Source organism: Adlercreutzia wanghongyangiae, from assembly GCF_035989245.1.
GTDB classification, from domain to species: Bacteria; Actinomycetota; Coriobacteriia; order Coriobacteriales; family Eggerthellaceae; genus Adlercreutzia; species Adlercreutzia wanghongyangiae.
Map to the genome: position 1 here is coordinate 40,436 of NZ_JAYMFF010000007.1, position 18,692 is coordinate 59,127.

Sequence of the window (18,692 nt, forward strand, 5' to 3'; positions counted from 1 at the left end):
ACCAACGGACCAGCCTGAGGTGATTGACAGGCGGCACCGTCGTTTAGTTGGGACCGCTAGCGCGAACTAGCGGTCCTTCCTATGTCGGCCCCTCCTGAGCGTCTCGGAGAACGCAACCGCCTCCCTCAGCAACCCGATGACCGCAGTCACCAAGCGCACGACGAAAACGAAGGCGTCCAAGCGATTCACCTCCTTTCGCAAAAGAAGGCACCGCCTGGCGCTCAGAACTTACGGCCCGTCGGCCATCTGGCCATTCTAGCACGAGCACCCCGCAATGCAGGGCGCTCGCTTCTTGCACAATATTTTACTTGAACCTACTTGTTGTCGAGCTGCGGGATGGGTGCCTCGTCGCGCTCGTCCAGATTGTGCTCGTACACGTAGTGCTTGGTCTCCCGCGCAATGAGGCCCGAGAGCAGCAGCACCATGATGATGTTCGGGATGGCCATGAGCGCGTTGGTGATGTCGGACACCGTCCACACCACCTCGCCCACGCCGATGGCGCCGAGGAACGCCACGAGCACGTAGAGCACCTGGTAAGGGCGGATGGCGCGCTTGCCGAACAGATAGGTGACGCAACGGTTGCCGTAGTAGCTCCAACCCAGGATGGTGGAGTAGGCGAACAGGATCATGCCGAAGATGAGAATGGGCGTGCCGATATAGGGAATCTCGGCGAAGGCGGCGCTGGAGAGCGCGGCGCCAGCCGTAATGTTGCCGGCCATCACCTCAGCCTGCAGATCGGCGTTGCCGATCATGGTGGACACCAGCACCAGGCCCGTGAGCAGGCAGATGACCACGGTATCCCAGAAAGTGCCGGTCATGGACACGAGCGCCTGGCGAGCCGGGTTGCGCGTGGCGGCCGCCGAGGCCACGATGGGCGCCGAGCCCAGGCCCGACTCGTTGGAGAACAGGCCGCGAGCGCAACCGAACTGCAGGGCCAACATAAGGCCGCTGCCCAGAGCGCCGCCGAATGCCGCCTTGGCCGTGAACGCGCTCTCCACGATGAGGCAGAAGGCCGGCCACACGAACTCCCAGTTCATGCCGAGGATGACCACGCATCCCCAGATGTAGGCCAGCGCCATGAAGGGCACCAGCTTCTCGCACACGCTGGAGATGACCTTCACACCGCCGAAAATGACCACCGACACCATGATGACGATGGCCAGGCCGATGCCCCAGGCGGGCACACCGGGCAGATTGGTGGCGATGACCTCGGTCATGGCCGACGACTGCACGGCGCTGCCGATGCCGAAGGAGGCCACGGCCGCGAACAGGGCGAAGGCGCCGGCGCCGAGCAGCGCCCACCAGGGGGTGATGCCGGCCTTGTCGGTGAAGGCGCGCTTCCAGGCGTACATGGCGCCGCCGAGCATGTTGCCGTTATGGTCCTTCACGCGGTACTTCACCGCGGCGAAAGTCTCGGAGTACTTCGTGGCGATACCGAACACGCCGGTGATCCACATCCAGAACACCGCGCCCGGGCCACCGGCGATGATGGCGGTGCCCACGCCCACGATGTTGCCCGTGCCGATGGTGGCCGAAAGGGCCGTGCACAAGGCGCCGAACTGGCTGATGTCGCCGGGGGCGTCGGGGTCCTTCGTCACCGACAGCTTGATGGCAGTGGGCAGCTTACGCTGGATGAAGCCGGTGCGAAACGTGAGATACAGATGCGATCCCAGCAGCAGAATGAGCATGGGCGGCCCCCACACGAAGCCGTCGATGCTGTTGATGATGTCGACAATCATGTCCATGAGTCGTTCTCTCCTCTCCCGTGCGCGGTCGCGGACGCGTCCTCACAGTGCGGTCGCCCCGGCATCCATCGATGCAGCGGCGGTCGCAGGGACGCTTTAACGCACTAAAGTACCCGCATTATAGGCAGGAAAGATGAGCGGCTTTGTTAACAATAGGAGAATTACCAGCGAACGGCAGCCAGCGCAACACGGCAAAGCACGGAGGCATCGGAGCGCGACCCGGGATGCGAACCACAGCGCGAACGTCCCCTAGAACTGCGGGCCCTTCGTCATGGGCACCGGCTCGTCGGCCGCTTCGTCCAAGTGATCTTCGTAGACGAAATGCCTGGTCTCACGGGCAATCATACCCGACAACAGCAGGATGACGATGATGTTGGGAATGGCCATGAGCGCGTTGCCGATGTCGGAGATGGTCCACACCACATCCCCCACGCCGATGGCGCCGAAGAACGCCACGGCCACGTACACCACCTGGTAGGGCTTGATGCCCTTGGGGCCGAACAAATACGCCACGCAGCGATTGCCGTAGTAACTCCAACCCAGAATGGTGGAGTAGGCGAACGAGCACATGCCCAGCACCAACACCGGCGTGCCGAACACCGGAATCTCGGCGAAAGCGGCGCTCGCCAGGGCGGCTCCGGTAGCCAGCGAGGGGTTCGCCAACACGCTTTGGGCGATATCGGGATGCGCGATCATCGTGGACACCAGCACCAGGCCCGTGAGCAGGCAGATGACGCCGGTGGACCAAAACGCGCCGGTCATGGCGATGAGCGCCTGGTCGGCAGGGTTCTTGGTCTTGGCCGCCGCTGCCACGATGGGCGCCGTGCCCAAACCCGACTCATTCGAGAACAGGCCGCGGGCGCAGCCGAACTGCAGCGCCATGATAATGCCGCTGCCCACCGCGCCGCCGAAGGCCGCCTTGGCCGTGAAGGCGCATTCCACGATAAGCACCACCGCGTCGCCCAGCACCGAGAAGTTCATGCCCATGATGACAAGGCAGCCCAGCGCATAGGCACCGGCCATGATGGGCACCAACCACTCGCACACCCGGGCGATGGAGTTCACTCCGCCGAAGATGACAGCCGCCACCGCGGCCACGATGACCACGCCCACCGCCACGGCGGGCACCGCAGGGATAGACGACGTGATGATGCCCGAAATAGCCGCCGCCTGCACCGCCGACCCCGTGCCGATGGTGGCGATGATGGCGAATCCGGCAAAGGACACCGCCCCCAGCGTGGCCCACCACGGCACGCTACCGTCCTTGCGAGCGAAAGCGCGCTTCCACACGAACATGGCGCCGCCCAGCATGGCGCCCGACTTATCGCGCACACGGTACTTCACCGCGGCGTAGGTTTCCACGTACTTGGTGGCGATGCCGAACAGGCCCGCGAGCCACATCCAAAAAATAGCGCCCGGACCACCGGCCAGAAGGGCCGTGGCCACGCCCACAATGGAGCCCGTGCCGATGGTGGCCGCCAGCGCCGTGGCCAAAGCCCCGAAGCTGGAGATATCGCCCTTGCCGCCGCCGTCGCGCTTCACCGACATGCGAATGGCCTGAGGCAGCTTACGCTGGATGAAACCGGTACGGAAGGTAAGGTAAATGTGAGTGCCCAGCAGAAGCGCAATCATCGCGGGACCCCACACGAAGGAGTCGATGGTGGTGAGAATGTCAGTCATAGGATCCTTATGGAGCCCGCCCGTCAGTGGTGGGCCCGAAGGCCTCGCACGCGGTCAGGTCCCCGCTTTCGGAGATGTTGATGTGAAGATTCTACACCAACATCTCCGGGACTGCGGAATCGGCGCACAAGGCCTTCGGGCCCTTCACCGACAACCCATAAGGAACGAGTCGGTTACAGCGACGGAAGGTTACAGCTCCACCGGATTCCAGCTGCCGTCGATGTCGCAGATCCACGCCTCGGCGTCGTCGATGGTGAAGAAGGTGAGGCGCTCGTCGTTGGGGTCAAGCCAGTCCTCCCCCAGGCCCACCATGTGGTCGAAGCCCTCCTTGCGCGTCTGCGCATTGGCCCGATCCTCCAGATTGGCTCTACCTCGCAGGATGACCCAGCCGCTGCCGGGCTTCCACGCCGTCAATTCCACGAAGGGATTCTGCTGCATCTCGCGGTACACGTCCTTTGTGGTAGCGGTGCAGTACTGGATCTCGCCGTCCTGCAGCATGGCGAAGCTGAAGGGGCGCACGTGGGGTCTTCCACCCTCAGGCGTGTTCTCCACCGTGGCCAGATACCACGCGGGGATGCTGGTAAGGTAGTCTACGATAATCGCTTTTCCTTGGGACACAGCCGTTTCCTTTCTCTCCGCTGCAAACAACTCTGCCGAATATGGTCACAGATTCGACTTTTGTGCAGCCTGATTCCTATCTTCCTAGTAAGGTAATCATCTATTATATGAAATTCATTAAAAATCTATCCTATTGATGCAGGCAAGATTACAAGAGGGAGCCCCATGGGCGAGGAACGTGCACAAAAGTCGATTCCGTGACCACAAAACCGAGCTATTTGTGTCATAACTGAACGCATTACATCAAACCGCCCGCCACATTGGTCGCAATGACAGCCACCAGCATCAACGCCACGGCCGCAGCACCTGCAGCATCTCTCCAGGTGAACTGAAGGGGGCTGAGGCGGGTTTGGCCGTTGCCGCCGTGGTAGCAGCGGGCCTCCATAGCGGCCGACAAGGTCTCGGCATGGCGGAAGGCGCTGGTGAACAGAGGGATCATCAACGCCGTCAAGGTCTGCACACCCCCTTTGAAGGGGTTCACGTTGAAGTGAGCCCCGCGACTAACCTGGGCTCGATAGATAACCCCCAGCTCGGTCATGAACTGGGGTAGGAAGCGCAGAGCTATACCGAGAATCATACCCAGCTCGTGAGCCGGCACGCCGATGCGCGCCAGAGGAGCCATCAATCGCTCGAAGGCCGCTGTGATATCGAGGGTGGTGGTGGTCAAGGTGAGCAGGCTCATACCCATCAGCAGCAGGAACAGGCGGCAGCCGATGAACACGGCCGACTGCAGGCCCTTCTCGCTGATGCAGATGATGCCCCACTGGAAATACACCTGGCCGCCCTGCACGAACAGCACGTTTAGCAGCGCCGTCAGCAGCACCAGCACCAGCAGGGGCGCAAGGGCCCGCAGCGCCTGCAACAGCGGGATGCGGGATGCCAGGTAGAACGCCACGATGAACAGGGCCGCCACCGCCAGCGCCAAGGGCGTGGCTGCGCAGAACACCGCCACCATCAGCACCAGCGACAAGAGGAACTTCGCCCGCGGGTCCATGGCGTGCACCACCGAGTCCTCGGGCCAGTACTGGCCGATAATCGCACGATCAGACATCGGCGCCGCCCTCCTTCGCCGCCGTCGCGCCGGCCAGCTGGGCGGCGATGTCGGTCGCCAACGTAGCCTCGTCGTACAGATCGCGGGGCAGGTGGAAGCCGGCTTCGCGCAAGCTGCTCGCAAAGGCTTGGGGGGCCGGCGCCGCCAGGCCCACTGCCTTCAGGGCCGTCGCGTCGGCGAACACCTCGGCCGGCGTGCCCAAGGCGAACACACGCCCCTCCGACAGCACCAAGATGCGGTCGGACAACAGTGCCAGGTCCTCCATGGAATGAGACACCATGACCACAGTCATGCCCCGGGCATGGAAGCGGGCGATCAACGCCAGGAAATCGGCGCGCGACAGCGGGTCCAGCCCCGCCACCGGCTCGTCCAACACCAGCACCTCTGGCTCCATGGCCAACACACCGGCAAAGGCAACACGGCGCTGCTGGCCGCCCGACAGGTCGAAGGGGCTGCGCTCGCCCAGCGCGTCCATGTCCAAGCCCACCAGCTCCATGGCCTCGCGCACCCGACGCTCCACCTCAACTTCGGACAACTTCATGTTGCGGGGCCCGAAGGCCACGTCGTCGTAGACGGTGTTGGCGAACAGCTGGTTCTCGGGATACTGGAACACCAGCCCTACCGACTGGCGCACCTGGGCGGCCACTTTCTTGTCGGCCAGATCGGCTCCGTCGGCCAGCACACGACCGCAGGTGGGATGCACGAGCCCGTTCATATGCTGGATGAGGGTGGATTTTCCGCTGCCGGTGTGGCCGGCCACGCCGAGGAACTCCCCCGGCTCCACTGCCAACGTCACATCGCGCAGGGCCCATACCGCATCGGGGGCATTGCCCCAGGCGGCCTCGCGCTCGCGCTTCGCCTTGCGGCTGCGCTTGCGGTCCTCGCCGCCGGCGTAGCTGTAGCTTACTGCTTCGAACGCAAGGCGCATAGCTCCTCCTTCAGGGCCTCGTCGGTCACGCAGGTGCCCACCGGCACACCGCGAGCCTGCAGCTCCAACGAAAGGCGGCACGCGAAGGGAACCTCCAGGGAAAGTTCGCGCAGCTCGGAGGCGCGGGTCAGCACCTCCTGCGGCGTGCCGTCCAGCCGCACCTCACCGCCATCGAGTACCACCACGCGCTCGGCGGCGGCCGCCTCCTCCATGTAGTGGGTGATCATCACCACCGTCATACCGGCGGCGTGCAGATCGCGCACCACGCGCATCAACCCGGCACGCCCGCGGGGGTCGAGCATGGCCGTGGCCTCGTCCAGAATGAGGATGGCCGGGTCCATGGCCAGCACGCCGGCGATGGCCACGCGCTGCTTCTGACCGCCCGAAAGAGCGTTGGTCTCATGCTCCTCGAAACCTTGCAGTCCCACTTCGGCAAGCGCTCGGGTTACCCGCTCGCGCAGCTCGGGATTGGGGATACCCAGGTTCTCGGGTCCGAAAGCCACGTCGTTCTCGATGAGGCTCGCCACGATCTGGTCGTCGGGGTTCTGGAACACCAGCCCCGCGTTCGACCGGATGAAGTACGTGGCCTCGGGGTCGCGGGTGTCGCAGCCGAACACGAGCGTCTCGCCCTCGTCGGGCACGAGCAGCGCGTTGATGTGCTTGGCCAAGGTCGACTTGCCCGAGCCGTTGCCCCCCAGAAGGCAGAGGAACTGCCCCTGGGGCACCGTAAGATTCAGATTCCGGAAGACGAACTGCTCGCCGTCGTAGGTGAAACCCGCATCGCGAAATGCGACAAACACTTCGTCGCCCTGCGCATCCGCAGGCGCCACCTCGCAGGAGGCGGCATCGGCCAGGGCGGGCTGAAGCCCTCCCCTACGGGAATCGGTGCCCGATGACGGGCCGCCCTCGTAGGGGACGGCTTCAGCCGTCCCATTCGCCGGGGTATCACCGGTTGAGTGGGCGGCCTGAAGGCCGCCCCTACGAGGATCGCCGCCCCGGGGAGAATCGTGTTCCGCTGTTGACGTTTTAGTGCGCATTAGAGACCCTTAACCTGGTCTTTCTTCGGCGTGATGAGGTTCGAGATGGCCTTGTACACAACAAGCGTGAGCACCGAATTCAGAATACCCTTCAACAGGTTGAACGGAATGAGAATGGGCACGATCATGGCCACTACGGCGTCCAGCGGCACACCGAGCCACGCCGGCGTGACCAGCAGGTTGCCCAGCACCGCCATGGCCACGGCCACCACAACGCCCAGCGCCAGGCCGATGACGGCGCCCTTGAAGTTGTGGATGCGCTTGTACACCAGGGCAGCCGGCAGCACGTAGCCGATCACCACGAGGAAGTTCATGAGCGCGCCGGTAAAGTCGGCGAACAGGATGCCGTGGGCCACCACCGAGATGACGCCGCAGGCGAGGCCGGCCGCCGGACCGTAGGCGAAGCCGCATACCATGGCGGGCATGAACGAGGCGTCGTAGGACAGCCACGCCACGCCGGGCAGAAGAGGGAACTCCACGAACGTGAGCAGCACCGAGATAGCGCACAAGAGCGCGATGGTCACCAGCACGCGGGTGGACCACACGTTGGTGTTCGCAATGGATTTCTGGGCCGTGGGGGCCTTGGCGGGACGAACGGGACTGGATGCGGTTGCGGGATGCATCGTGGGCTTATCAGCCATAGCTTCCACCTTCTTTCGGCGAGGCTCCTTCTCTTCGCGGATTCGCCTTCCCCTCGCCAGAAAGAAAACGAGCCCGTATGAATTCCTTTTCATACAGGCCTCGTTGGTTCGCACCGATGCGATCGATCGGAACCCGCGCCGATGCGCGAGTGAGCGAACGTCTGCCTCTTCCATCCGGACTGTAACCGTTGGCCCCGGAATTGCACCGGGTCAGCCTGCGCGAGCGCAGGGTCGCGGGCTCGCAAGGCCACCATAAAGGCGCCGTGCTTACCGCCAGTGAGGATTTCCACCTCGCCCTGAAACAGAATTCACGAGTTGCATTGTAGAAGAAGCGCCCCGCTTGCGCAACCCCACGCCCCATCGGTGCCGCGCGGGACGCCATAGGCCGCATCGATGGACGGCCGCCGAATGCTCGCGTCGGCTAGGGCCGCAAGCGCGACCGGGCCCGGCGCTACCGCTGGCGCGGGTACAGCACATAGCCGCGATCGGCAGCAGCGAAGTCGACTGACTGAGATGAGCCGCCCAGGCGGTCGTGAATGCAGATGTCCATCTGGAAGACGTCGCCGATAGCGCCCGATGCCAGCACGTCGGCCACCGAGCCTTCTGCGGCAACCCTCCCCCGCTCCATGACGATGAGGTTGTCGGAGTAGCGCAGGGCCAGGTCCAGGTCGTGAATGACCAGGGCCACCGTTTTGCCCTCGCGACGGTTCAAGTCGCGCACGAGCGCCATAAGGTCGTGGCAGGCGTTGATGTCGAGGTAGGTGGTGGGCTCGTCCAGCACGATGAGGTCGGTGTCTTGGGCGAGCGTCATGGCCAGGTAGGCGCGCTGGCGCTCGCCGCCGGAAAGATGGCGCAGATCGTGGTCGCGAAAGCGAGCCACACCGGCGCGCTCCATGGCAGCCTCCACCAGCTCGCGGTCGTGGGAGCCGAGGCGGCCGCCCAAGCCCATATGCGGATGCCGCCCGCAGGCCACGAGCGCGGCCACAGTCATGGGAGGCGTGCGCGAAGACTGCGCGAGCACCGCCAGCATGCGGGCGCGCTCGCGGGGCGCGAGCGCCGCGGTGTCGCGGCCGGTCACCTGTACCCGACCCGCCGACGGGCACAGAAGGCCCGCTGCCAGCTTTACGAGGGTCGATTTCCCGCAGCCGTTGGGGCCTACGATACTCGTCACCGCGCCGACGGCGATGCGAGCCGAAAGCCCCTCGATGAAGGGAGCCTTCGGGCGGTACGAGAAGGACACCTCGTCGTATCGGATAGCGCACCCCTCCCCTCCCAGTGCGTCGGCGTAATCGGGCGCAAGGGCGGACGAAATCGAGATTCCCGCAGCTTGCTCAGTCAAGGCCGCCTCCTCGGTTCTTCAAGATAAGGTAAATGAAGAAGGGGCCGCCGATGAAAGCCATGAGGATGCCCACCGGCAGCTCGTAGGGGGCGAACAGCACCCGCGCCAGAAGGTCGCAGCCCACCACGAAGGCCGCACCGGCCAAAGCCGCCACCGGCACCACCCAGCGGTTATCGTGGCCCACGAAAAAGCGCACGAGATGCGGCACCACAAGCCCCACGAAACCGAGCAGCCCCGCAAAGCTCACGGCGGCGCCAGCGAGCACGGCGGCCACGGCCAGCACGGCAAGGCGCGTCCGGCGCACGTTGAGCCCCAAACTGTGGGCCGCCTCGTCGCCAAGGGCGAGAATGTTCAGCTTCGGCGCTGCCACAAGCGCCAGCAAGACGCCCGCGGCAATGTAGAGGGCCGGCCAATCCAGATCGCGCATGAGCACGCCGGACAAGCCGCCCACAAGGAAGGTAGACGAGCCGATGTAGGCATCGGGGTCCGCAATGAGGATGGTGTTCATGCCGGCGCCGAACACCGTCGTGATGGCAATGCCCGCAAGCACCACCGTAAGCCGGCTGATACCGGTACCGAGCGACAGCGCAAAAATGATAAGCGCGGTCACCAGCGCCCCGGCGAAGGCCGCCAGGGGCGTCAGCCACAAGGCACCGGGGGCCAGCGAGGCCGCCAGCAGAACGAACAGCCCCGCGCCGGAGTTCACACCGATAACGTTGGGGCTCGCGAGCGGATTGTCGAGCGACGCCTGGATGAGCGCACCGGAGGTGGCAAGCGCCGCGCCCGCCAGCAGGGCTGCCAACACGCGCGGAACGCGTACGTTCTCCAGAATGCTGCGGGCCGTATCAGCGACCTCGCCCCCTGCCGCCCACGCCACAAGCTCCGGTAGGCTCACCGCCGAAGCGCCGAGCACGAGTCCCGCAGCCGTGGCCGCCACCAAAACGGTGGCGGTCACAGCCAGGACGACAATGTTCCTCGGAGTTCCGCTCATAGAACGTGCCCGCTGGACCTTAGTTCTGCCCGTAGAGGCTGTCGTAGAGGCCCTGGTAGGCCTCGGCCCACTGCGCGTTGGGCTTGGCGAGGTACAGCGTCGGATCCAACGTGATGTAACGGCCGTTCTGCACGGCAGACAGCGCGCTCCACGCGGGATTCGCCGCCGTGGCCTCCTCGAGGTTGCGCATGGCCGCCTCAGCGTCGTCGCCCATGGGAATGACGAAGATGAAGTCGGGGTTCATCTCGATAACGGCCTCCAGACTGAAATCCTTAAGCAGGCTCTTGTTCTCATCGGCCAGGTTGTTCACCCCCAGATCGGCCAACATGGCACCAGTCTGGGTGGTCGAAGCCTGCACGCGGGTTCCCCCGGAGAACGTGGTAAGCACCAAAGCCGTCGGGGGATTTTCCGCCGGCACCGCCCCCACAATGCCGTCGATGGCCTCGGCCACCCCCGCAGCGTTCTGCTCGTAGAGGTCCTCGCGCCCGGTGATGTCAGTGAAGGTGCGCATAAGGCGCTTGTAGTCGTCGAAGGTGGTCACCTGGAAGTAGGCCACGGGAATGCCGGAGCTTACCAGCGCGTCGCGCAGGTCGGCCTGGCTGGAGTCGCCGCCGCGGCCGCCGGTGCCGCTCGTCATGATGACGAAGTCGGGGTTAAGAGCGATGATGGCCTCCAGGTTCACGGCGGTGAAGTCGCCCACAGTGGCCACATCGGGACTTGCAATGGTCCAGCCCGCGGCGGTCAGCGCGTCGTCGGAGACGCCCACGAGCGTGCCACCGGCGAGTTCCCAGGCATTCGCAAAGCTGCCCATGCAGGCCACCACGCGCTGGGGATTATCGACGGTCACCTCGTTGCCCATGTCGTCGGTAAATGTGATGGGGCCGGGAGCTTTGGCGCCAGCGCTATCGGGAGCCTCGGTCTGCTGCTCCTGAGCTGGAGCGGCGTCACCTGCCGACGAGGCCGTTTCCTGCTGGCCGCAGCCAACCAACGCCAGCGCAAGCGCCGCAGCGGCAGCGCACAGTACGAATTTCTTCAAAACAAAATCCTTTCTATACAAAACTCATTGGTTCGCCTAAGGAAGTCAGCGAGGGTTCGGCAGGTGCCTGGAATTGCCCCGCCTTTGGGCCAAGCGTACTTCGCTACGCGCCGCGCCCAAAACAAGGGGCAAGGCCAGGTGCCTGTCGGAGTCGCAGCGTCGGGACGTTCATTCGGCAGCAGCCGAAGGAACGTCAAGTTGTTGGCCGTGGGCGCAGTAGTCGTCTTGGGCCAAGATGTCGCCGTCGTGGTAGTAGGCGGCACGGGCGCGGCAGCCGCCGCAGCCGTCCTTGTAGTCGCAACTGCCGCACGCGCCGGAATAGGCTTGGGTACGCAGGCGCTCGAAAACGGGGCTCGTCTTCCAGATCTCGTCGAATGGTTGCTCACGCACGTCGCCCGCTTCCTCGGTCATGTAGGCGCACGGGCGCACGATGCCCTCGCTGCCCACGACGCAGTAGGTGAGCCCGGCCAGGCAGCCGCGGGTGAAACGCGTGTCGATGCCGAGCTGCTTGGCCACGCGGGTGAACTGCGGGGCGCAGGTGGGCTTCACGTCGATGGACACCTCAGCTGACTTCCGCATGATGTCACGCAGCAGCGCCTCATTCTCCAGCACCTCCAGGCTCGTCTCCTGGATGTACTCGCCGCGGCCTACGGGAATCAGGAAGAAGATGTAGTGGGCCACAGCCCCGATTTCCTCGGCGAAGTCGGTAATGGCGCACACCTCGTCACGATTCCAATCGACCACCGTGGTGTGCAGCTGGAAGGGCAGTCCCGCACGCTTGCAAGCCTCGATGCCAGCCATGGTAAGCGCGTGGGCGTTTGGAAGACCGCGGAACTTGTCGTGCTTGGCAGCATCCAGGCTGTCCACGGAAATGCCCATGGCACAAGCCCCAGCCTCCTTCAGGCGGGCAGCCACCTCGTCGGTGATGAGCGTGCCGTTGCTGCCGAACACGGGGCGCAAGCCGCGGGAAGCGGCGTGGGTCACCAACTCGTAGATGTCGGGGCGCATAAGCGGCTCGCCGCCGGAGAAGATCATGATCTTGAAACCCGCCTGCGCGATCTCGTCGATCATCTTCTTTGCCTCGTCGGTGGAAAGCTCCTTATCGGTAGCGTCCTCGGCGTCCTGATAGCAGTGGACGCATTTCAGATTGCACTGGTTCGTGGTCATCCACGATACGATCATGGCCTCTCCTCTTCTCATTCGTCTCCAGCGTGTAAAGAGGATAGCCTTCGGCCGGGCAGGCCCACATCACCCGAACGGTCTAGGTGCGGACCATAAAAAGTATGCCTACACTAACTGATATGAGAAGCTGCGAACGGCCTCGGCGACGGCGGCATCGCGAAGCCTGCCGCTGTTCGCGCGGGCCCAGGGAGCATCACCGGTGAGTCGCACCAAATCGGCGCGGCTGTAGAGGAAGGCGTCGTCAACGGAGGCTACCCGATCATCGATGGCGGGCGTGCCCTCGGACACGTCCACAAGCAGCATTGGCCGACCGCGCCGCGTGCGCATAGCGGTCTTTACCAGGCGCTTGTCCAGCACGGGCACAACACCCGGAGCCACTACCACGATATCGGCGTTTCCGAGCATCACGGGCAACGCCTCGGGCGAAGCCGCGGCAAAAGCGGTCGACGCAGACGCGCCGGACGGGAGCAGCACGTCTCCGGCGTCCAGCGGCGAAGAACCAGCACCCGACGTCTCCAAGCCATCCCGCATACCCACCCACGTAAGATGACCCACGCCAGCATCAACCAAAGCAGAGGCGGTCGCCACAGGCAGCGCGCCCGAGCCCACCACAAGCGCACGGCGACGACCAAGATGGTCGAACACGCGATGCGTCAACTCAGCCACCGTCGCGCCCAAGGCACCGGTCGATTCCCCCGCGTCCAAAGCCTCCAGACGCCCTGCAAGCGCACGAACAGCGGCGACGAGCCCCTCGAGCCACGGCCCCAGCGCGCCCTGGGCCCGCGAGGCCGAGGCAGCCATCGCAAAACTATCGGCCGTCTCTTCTCCGGACTGCGCAAACTCGTCAACACTGCCGACGGCTGCAAACAGATGAGCGGCCGCGTCGACACCTTCCGCGAAATAGCCATGGGCCATTCCGTCCGCCGAAAGCACCCCCGCGGCAACCATCTGCGAGAGAATCACATCATAGGCGTCAGTGCCGTCCTCTACCACGGCATAGGCCTCCATGCGCTCTTCCGACGTCAGCAGCAAAACCTCCTCCACGCTGCGGTGGCCGGCAAGTCGGCAAAGGACGGCCCCGCGCGCCTCGGCAGCCTCCAGCGAGCGAACGAGCAAGGAAAATGGCGCTCTACGGGGATTCACGCCGACCATTACCAGAGTCATGGCGTCACCCGGCCGACAAGGCGATCAGCGCGATGGTGGTTGCGAAACCGCCGATGGAGAGCAGGGCTCGGGCACGAGTGCCCACCGCGCAAGGCGCGAGAAAGGAAAGAACGGCATAGGCGCCCCACGCCGCCGCCACAAGAAGGGACAGGGCGATGCGCGGCCAAAGATACCCGATGCCTCCCACGCAATGGGACTGGGCCATGGCGGCCGAAAGGGCAACCATGTGCGTGAAGCCGATGAGCATGGCACCCGAGAACACTATCAGCCCCACCAGGGCAGACCAACGGGCGATAGTGGTCAGCGTGTCGAAGGCCGGGGTGGCAAGCGAGAACAGCTTCGCCGAGCGCCGTGCCATGAGGCGCCGCTGGTACAACAGCATACCCGATGCCGCCGCGCTCACCGCGAAGCAGGCGCAGGCAATGAATACGAGCACAATGTGGGGCACGAGCAGGGGCCACTGGTAGAAGGCCATGTTGTCAGCCGCCGTCGGGTCCAGGATTTTCAACCACTGGGACACCACGATGAGCAGAGCCACCACCGGTCCCACAGCCAAGGCGAACCCGAGGCCCCGCTTGGTGACCACCAGTCCCACGGAAGTGACCACCGCAAGCACCCAGGATGCCAGCATGATGATGTTCGGACCCGAGAGCAGTGTGCCATCGGTGGAAACAGACTCCATGCCGATTACCACCGAGTGCAGTCCTGCCGCCACAAGGAACACGATCTGAGCCAACCGGGCGCTCGCCGCACGATCGCGCAGGATGCCGTGAGCCGCCAGGGCGCTCGCAATGCCGTAGAGCAGAGCGCAAAGTATTTCCGCATAGAATATGACCATGGAACTGCCAGCCGTCCTCTCCGTCTGACCCCATCATAGTAGAGGCGCCCCCACGCCGTCATCGCCCGAACGGGCTACGTATCCGTAGGCGCCTGCGCCCCATTCGGCGACGCAACCTGCGCCCCGCACCACCGAAGTGACCTCAGCGCGCACCAGCGGTGCGGAGCCACACCGCGAGCACCCCCCCGCCTAGCAGCGGCGCAGCACGCCTGTCTCGAAGCCATAGGCCACGAGCGCCGCCCGGTTGGCACGACCCGATTTCGCCGTCATATGGGAGAGGTGCGCCTTCACGGTCTGCTCGGACAGCGTAAGACGACCGGCGATCTCCTTATTCGAGAGACCGCCGGCAATGTAGTAGAGGATCTGCTGCTCGCGCAGCGTGAGAGCATGGTCGGGATCGGTGACGAGGATCATCGCGACGCCTCCGTGCAACCCCGCCTAGGCGAAGTCGTACAGGTCCTTCGCGGCCTCTTGGAAGTCGGCATAGGCCTCGGCGGCGATCACCTCGTCGTCCACCAGCTCGAAGGAGGCCGGCTGACCCTCCTCGTCCACCTCGGTCACTTCCAGCACCACCACTTCGCCGGAAGAGGTAGCCGGATGATCGTCATCCACAGGGAAGAAGAACCCGAACGAGCTTTCCCCCTTCAGCACCAGGCCGAGAAACTCCAGCTCTACCTCGTCGCCCTTCTCGTCGACGAGCGTGATGGTGATGCCCTCCTCGGTGGGCGGACAGAAATTCGGAGCAGAACCTTCGCGTACCATTACTGGGCCCTTCCGTGCTTGTGCTTTTTCTTCTTGTTGTCGGCCTTCTTGGGCTTGGCCGCATGCTTGCCCGCAGGCAGCGTCTCGCCGCCATCGACAACCGCCGTGGCCTCAACCTCGGCCCGCTGAGCCTCCAGGCGCGCGAGCGGCACCTGGGCGATGCCCGTGGAGGCGGAGTGATCGAACTCGAAGCGGCCGATCTCGGTGCCGTACTTCTTCTGCAGCTTCGCGAACTTCGGCTCGCGCGTCTTCCACATGCAGTAGAGCGGGCAGGCGATGGCGATGGACGAGTAAGAGCCGGCGATAAGGCCGATGGCCATGGCGAAGGCGAAGTCCTTCAGCGTCTCGCCGCCGAACAGCAGCATGGCGAACACCGGGATGAACGAGGTGAGCGTGGTGTTGATGGTGCGGATGAACACCTGGTTCATGGAGTGGTTGGCCATGGTCATGAAGGTGCAGCGGATATCCTCGCCCTTCATGTTGTCGTTGATGCGGTGGAACACGACCACCGTGTCGTAGAGCGAGTAGCCCAGGATGGTGAGCAGGGCGGCGATGGTGTTCGGGTTCACCTCGCGGCCCACCAGCGCGTAGATGCCCACCACCAAGATGAGGTCGTGCAGCAGCGCCACGATGGCCATGACGCCCATCTTATACTCGAAGCGGATGGCGATGTACACGATGATGAGCAGGATGGACACGAGGAAGGCGATCAGCGAGCTTTGGATAACGCTCGCACCCCAGTCGGGCCCGATAGTGGTCACCTCGAAGTCGCTCGTGGTAAGCCCCACGGCCTCGGCAGCCTGGGTGGCGTGGGCTGTGGCTTCCTCAGGGCTCGTGGTGGTGGTGCGCACCAGGAAGCCGGGCTCGCCGTTGGTCTCGGTGGTCTGGATGACCGCGTCGGGCTCGCCGGCGTCGGTCATGGCGTCGCGCATCTGCTCGATGGTCACATCGCCCGTGCCGTGGAAGGCCACCGAAGTGCCGCCCACGAACTCGATGCCGAAGTTCAGGCCGCGCACGCCTACCACGACAAAGCAGAGCGCCATGGCCACAGCCGCCGCCGTGAGGAACACCCGGCGATAGCCGAGGAAGTTGATGTCGTGCTTGATGAAGCGGCCCTTGATCTTGCGCACGGCGCGCACGGTCTGCGAGGCATCGGCCGGGTCGTCGGCATCCACGATGGCACGCGTCTCGGCGGCGTTCATCTGGCTGCCGGTCTCGGCCTCGCGCTCGGACACGCCCTCGGCGGCAGCCAGCTCGGCATAGCCCTTCGAGGCATCGATGGAGTCCTTAATGCCCCAGAAGCCGGGATGCTTCGCGATCACCTTCGGCGCCAGCAGGCGAATGAGCGGCGCCTTGAAGATGAGCATCATCACGATGTCGCAGATGATGCCCAGCGCCAGCGTCATGCCGAAGCCCTTAACCGACGAGGCGGCCAGGAAGAACAAGCACAGCGCCGACACCATGGTCACCAGGTCGGCGTCGATGGAGGTGAAGATGGCGTGCTTCACACCGGTGATGGACGCCGCCTTCACCGAGCGGCCCATGCGAATCTCCTCGCGGAAGCGCTCCACGGTGAGGATGGACGAGTCGGCCGCCATACCGATGGTCAGCACGATGCCGGCAATGCCCGCCAGCGACAGGCTGAACAGATGGAAGGCGGAAAGCGCCGCCAGGATGCCCAGGTACAGCACGGCGAACACAGCCATGGCCGCCGCCGTGATGAGGCCCAGGCCCTTGTAGAACAGCAGCAAGTACAGCATGACCACAGCCAGGCCGATCAGTGCCACGATAACGCCCGAGAACAGCGCATCCTGGCCGAGGGTAGGACCGACCACCTGGGACTGGGCGTACTCGAAGGACACCGGCAGCGAGCCGGACTCCAGGATGGTCTGCAGGTTCTTGGCCTCGTCCAGCGTGTAGTGGCCGGTGATCTGCACATGGCCGTTGGGAATCTCGGACTGGATGGCCGGGGCCGACTGCACCTCGCCGTCCAGGATGATCACGATGAGGCCGTGATCGGCCACCAGATCGCGACTGGCCTGGGCGAAGGCCTCGGCGCCTTGGCTGTTCAAGTCGATGTTCACGGCGTAGTCGCTGGAGGTCTCGCTTGCCTTGCCGATGGTCACGTTCGTGATGTCGGCGCCGGTGACGATGGGCGTATAGGTGCCGGGCTGCACCTCAAGGTGCTCCGACTTACCCGAGGGAAACACATTGCCGAACTCGTCGGTCACAGTGCCCTCGCCGGCGTACTGGTTGTTCTCGATGGCCTCCTTCACGTCCTCATCGGTGAACGAGTCCAGGCGGGCGAACTCCAACGAGCCGGTGCGCCCGATGGTGGCCAGGGCCTCCTCGGTGTCCGACAAGCCCGGAATCTGCACGAGAATCTGATCGGTGCCCTGCTCCTGCACCGTGGCCTCGGAGGCGCCGAGCGCGTTCACGCGGCTCTCGATGATGGCGCGGGACTTCTCCATGTCCTCGGGGGTGACCGCCTCGCCGTCGGTGGATTTTGCCGTAAGCACCACCGACAGACCGCCCTGGATGTCCAGACCCTGGTTGATCTTGTCCTGCGGCGGCACGAACAGCACCACCGATACGACGATGAGAAGCGTGGTGAGGATCAGAAGCCAGACGTTGCGGCGATCATGCGCGCGGGTCGGCTTCTTCTTGACGTTGCGTTCCAGTCCCATAAGTTGATGTCCTTGCTCAGTTGCTCAAGTGCGTTTCTCCTGCATGAATGCCCCAAGGCGCACGACGCCAGCGTGCATTCACGTTAACTTGCCCAGTATGCCACAAATCAACAGATGGTCAACGCCTTATTCCGTATTCGCAATAAATCGAAGCACCAAGCCGGCTGTCAGAAATAACCGGAGCATCTTTCGTCAAGTCCAAACTCGTCCCCTCAGTAATACACCATATCATCGAGGGGACGAGCATGGGCTCTTTTCTTAGGGATTAGGGCAAACACCAGTAGGCTGAAATCCCGCAATCCCCCTTTCTTAGAAAATTGGCATTCGAATGTTTCCGTCAGAAAACTTTAAATGGTCAGCAGCATCACTTTGGAAGCTCATGAACGCAGCTTGGTTCATTTGACCCTCGATTTGGGCCCCTGTAACTGGAGCGCATTGCAAATCTGATGACACAATCCATTCTTCGATTTCCAGTACCTCCCCCGCTGAATCAGTTTCCCCGCTTGACGGACCGATCAAAACGAAGGCGCATGACCCCGTTGCCGATAAAACACTTTTCTCGCTTTCACTTAGCTCAGAGAACATATAACCACAATACTGGAGTCGCCCATCCTCCCGCCAGACCGCAAATGGGTTCGAACTAATCAAAGCAATGGGGCTCCCTCCGCAATAAATCGGATATTGATGGGAATCCTCTTGCTCGACACCCGCACCAGTTATCCGGTAAACCGGTATGGCCGCCCCCAACTCAAACGAAGAATCGGCCCCACGATCACACGCAGCGCGAAGCCGAGAAGGACCAAAATCGACGATTGCAATCGCCGCATCATTACGCACAACAAGCATCTCGATAAGACTAGTTCGGTATTTCCCATCCAATTGAAAGGGTACGCATAGTATAAGAGCGAACACCGCAACGACGGTCACAGCCAACACGGCAAACCGCTTCATGCCCTCCCCCTTTATTAGAAATAATTATATTTTATATCATAT

At 63.6% G+C, this 18,692-nt stretch carries 17 protein-coding genes and 1 riboswitch; all 17 genes read right to left on the bottom strand.

Annotated features, from left to right (window positions below; all coding sequences use genetic code 11):
• Nucleotides 1-314: 314 nt before the first annotated feature.
• Nucleotides 315-1,745, bottom strand: a complete 1,431-nt coding sequence (locus VIN30_RS04325; protein ID WP_338209559.1) for an alanine/glycine:cation symporter family protein — start codon at nt 1,743-1,745, stop codon at nt 315-317.
• Between the two features lie 249 nt (nt 1,746-1,994).
• A complete protein-coding gene (locus VIN30_RS04330) occupies nt 1,995-3,425 on the bottom strand; it encodes an alanine/glycine:cation symporter family protein (RefSeq protein ID WP_338209562.1) in 1,431 nt (476 codons plus the stop codon).
• Between the two features lie 189 nt (nt 3,426-3,614).
• On the bottom strand, nt 3,615-4,043 hold the full coding sequence (locus VIN30_RS04335) for a pyridoxamine 5'-phosphate oxidase family protein (protein WP_338209565.1): 429 nt from the start codon (nt 4,041-4,043) through the stop codon (nt 3,615-3,617).
• A 238-nt stretch (nt 4,044-4,281) separates the two neighbouring features.
• On the bottom strand, nt 4,282-5,094 hold the full coding sequence (locus tag VIN30_RS04340) for an energy-coupling factor transporter transmembrane component T family protein (protein ID WP_338209567.1): 813 nt from the start codon (nt 5,092-5,094) through the stop codon (nt 4,282-4,284).
• Nucleotides 5,087-6,022: an energy-coupling factor transporter ATPase gene (locus VIN30_RS04345; protein ID WP_326425989.1), complete on the bottom strand. Its 936-nt coding sequence runs from the start codon at nt 6,020-6,022 to the stop codon at nt 5,087-5,089. The genes VIN30_RS04340 and VIN30_RS04345 overlap by 8 nt, the downstream gene beginning before the upstream one ends.
• On the bottom strand, nt 5,998-7,059 hold the full coding sequence (locus VIN30_RS04350) for an energy-coupling factor transporter ATPase (protein WP_338209570.1): 1,062 nt from the start codon (nt 7,057-7,059) through the stop codon (nt 5,998-6,000). The genes VIN30_RS04345 and VIN30_RS04350 overlap by 25 nt, the downstream gene beginning before the upstream one ends.
• Nucleotides 7,059-7,700 (bottom strand): ECF transporter S component, encoded by a 642-nt coding sequence (locus VIN30_RS04355; protein ID WP_326425986.1) that lies wholly within the window; start codon nt 7,698-7,700, stop codon nt 7,059-7,061. Before VIN30_RS04355 ends, VIN30_RS04350 begins: the two co-directional genes overlap by 1 nt.
• Before the next feature lie 158 nt (nt 7,701-7,858).
• Nucleotides 7,859-8,008: riboswitch (FMN riboswitch) on the bottom strand.
• 143 nt (nt 8,009-8,151) lie between these two features.
• Nucleotides 8,152-9,039, bottom strand: a complete 888-nt coding sequence (locus VIN30_RS04360; protein ID WP_338209572.1) for an ABC transporter ATP-binding protein — start codon at nt 9,037-9,039, stop codon at nt 8,152-8,154.
• Nucleotides 9,032-10,030: a FecCD family ABC transporter permease gene (locus VIN30_RS04365; RefSeq protein WP_338209574.1), complete on the bottom strand. Its 999-nt coding sequence runs from the start codon at nt 10,028-10,030 to the stop codon at nt 9,032-9,034. Before VIN30_RS04365 ends, VIN30_RS04360 begins: the two co-directional genes overlap by 8 nt.
• A gap of 19 nt (nt 10,031-10,049) precedes the next feature.
• Nucleotides 10,050-11,066 (bottom strand): ABC transporter substrate-binding protein, encoded by a 1,017-nt coding sequence (locus VIN30_RS04370; protein ID WP_338209576.1) that lies wholly within the window; start codon nt 11,064-11,066, stop codon nt 10,050-10,052.
• Between the two features lie 168 nt (nt 11,067-11,234).
• Nucleotides 11,235-12,248, bottom strand: a complete 1,014-nt coding sequence (gene nirJ2 / locus VIN30_RS04375) for a putative heme d1 biosynthesis radical SAM protein NirJ2 (RefSeq protein WP_338209577.1) — start codon at nt 12,246-12,248, stop codon at nt 11,235-11,237.
• A 105-nt stretch (nt 12,249-12,353) separates the two neighbouring features.
• Nucleotides 12,354-13,412 carry a glutamyl-tRNA reductase gene (locus VIN30_RS04380; RefSeq protein ID WP_338209580.1) on the bottom strand — a complete coding sequence of 353 codons (1,059 nt, stop codon included), beginning with the start codon at nt 13,410-13,412 and terminating at the stop codon, nt 12,354-12,356.
• Between the two features lie 4 nt (nt 13,413-13,416).
• Nucleotides 13,417-14,250 carry a hypothetical protein gene (locus VIN30_RS04385; protein WP_338209582.1) on the bottom strand — a complete coding sequence of 278 codons (834 nt, stop codon included), beginning with the start codon at nt 14,248-14,250 and terminating at the stop codon, nt 13,417-13,419.
• Nucleotides 14,251-14,439: 189 nt separating this feature from the next.
• Nucleotides 14,440-14,664 (bottom strand): response regulator transcription factor, encoded by a 225-nt coding sequence (locus VIN30_RS04390; protein WP_326425971.1) that lies wholly within the window; start codon nt 14,662-14,664, stop codon nt 14,440-14,442.
• 24 nt (nt 14,665-14,688) lie between these two features.
• Complete coding sequence (locus VIN30_RS04395; protein WP_326425969.1) at nt 14,689-15,012, bottom strand: DUF1292 domain-containing protein; 324 nt, start codon at nt 15,010-15,012, stop codon at nt 14,689-14,691.
• Nucleotides 15,012-17,699, bottom strand: a complete 2,688-nt coding sequence (secD, locus tag VIN30_RS04400; RefSeq protein WP_338209586.1) for a protein translocase subunit SecD — start codon at nt 17,697-17,699, stop codon at nt 15,012-15,014. The genes VIN30_RS04395 and secD overlap by 1 nt, the downstream gene beginning before the upstream one ends.
• 309 nt (nt 17,700-18,008) lie before the next feature.
• A complete protein-coding gene (locus tag VIN30_RS04405; RefSeq protein WP_338209588.1) occupies nt 18,009-18,650 on the bottom strand; it encodes a hypothetical protein in 642 nt (213 codons plus the stop codon).
• Nucleotides 18,651-18,692 lie beyond the last annotated feature (42 nt).

What these genes read in the sequence shown, in the direction of transcription:
- nirJ2 (WP_338209577.1), bottom strand. Translation starts at nt 12,248, where the DNA reads ATGATCGTATCGTGGATGACCACGAACCAGTGCAATCTGAAATGCGTC.
- VIN30_RS04395 (WP_326425969.1), bottom strand. Translation starts at nt 15,012, where the DNA reads ATGGTACGCGAAGGTTCTGCTCCGAATTTCTGTCCGCCCACCGAGGAG.
- VIN30_RS04365 (WP_338209574.1), bottom strand. Translation starts at nt 10,030, where the DNA reads ATGAGCGGAACTCCGAGGAACATTGTCGTCCTGGCTGTGACCGCCACC.
- VIN30_RS04390 (WP_326425971.1), bottom strand. Translation starts at nt 14,664, where the DNA reads ATGATCCTCGTCACCGATCCCGACCATGCTCTCACGCTGCGCGAGCAG.
- VIN30_RS04345 (WP_326425989.1), bottom strand. Translation starts at nt 6,022, where the DNA reads ATGCGCCTTGCGTTCGAAGCAGTAAGCTACAGCTACGCCGGCGGCGAG.
- VIN30_RS04350 (WP_338209570.1), bottom strand. Translation starts at nt 7,059, where the DNA reads ATGCGCACTAAAACGTCAACAGCGGAACACGATTCTCCCCGGGGCGGC.
- VIN30_RS04355 (WP_326425986.1), bottom strand. Translation starts at nt 7,700, where the DNA reads ATGGCTGATAAGCCCACGATGCATCCCGCAACCGCATCCAGTCCCGTT.
- VIN30_RS04385 (WP_338209582.1), bottom strand. Translation starts at nt 14,250, where the DNA reads ATGGTCATATTCTATGCGGAAATACTTTGCGCTCTGCTCTACGGCATT.
- VIN30_RS04380 (WP_338209580.1), bottom strand. Translation starts at nt 13,412, where the DNA reads ATGACTCTGGTAATGGTCGGCGTGAATCCCCGTAGAGCGCCATTTTCC.
- VIN30_RS04340 (WP_338209567.1), bottom strand. Translation starts at nt 5,094, where the DNA reads ATGTCTGATCGTGCGATTATCGGCCAGTACTGGCCCGAGGACTCGGTG.
- secD (WP_338209586.1), bottom strand. Translation starts at nt 17,699, where the DNA reads ATGGGACTGGAACGCAACGTCAAGAAGAAGCCGACCCGCGCGCATGAT.
- VIN30_RS04325 (WP_338209559.1), bottom strand. Translation starts at nt 1,745, where the DNA reads ATGGACATGATTGTCGACATCATCAACAGCATCGACGGCTTCGTGTGG.
- VIN30_RS04405 (WP_338209588.1), bottom strand. Translation starts at nt 18,650, where the DNA reads ATGAAGCGGTTTGCCGTGTTGGCTGTGACCGTCGTTGCGGTGTTCGCT.
- VIN30_RS04330 (WP_338209562.1), bottom strand. Translation starts at nt 3,425, where the DNA reads ATGACTGACATTCTCACCACCATCGACTCCTTCGTGTGGGGTCCCGCG.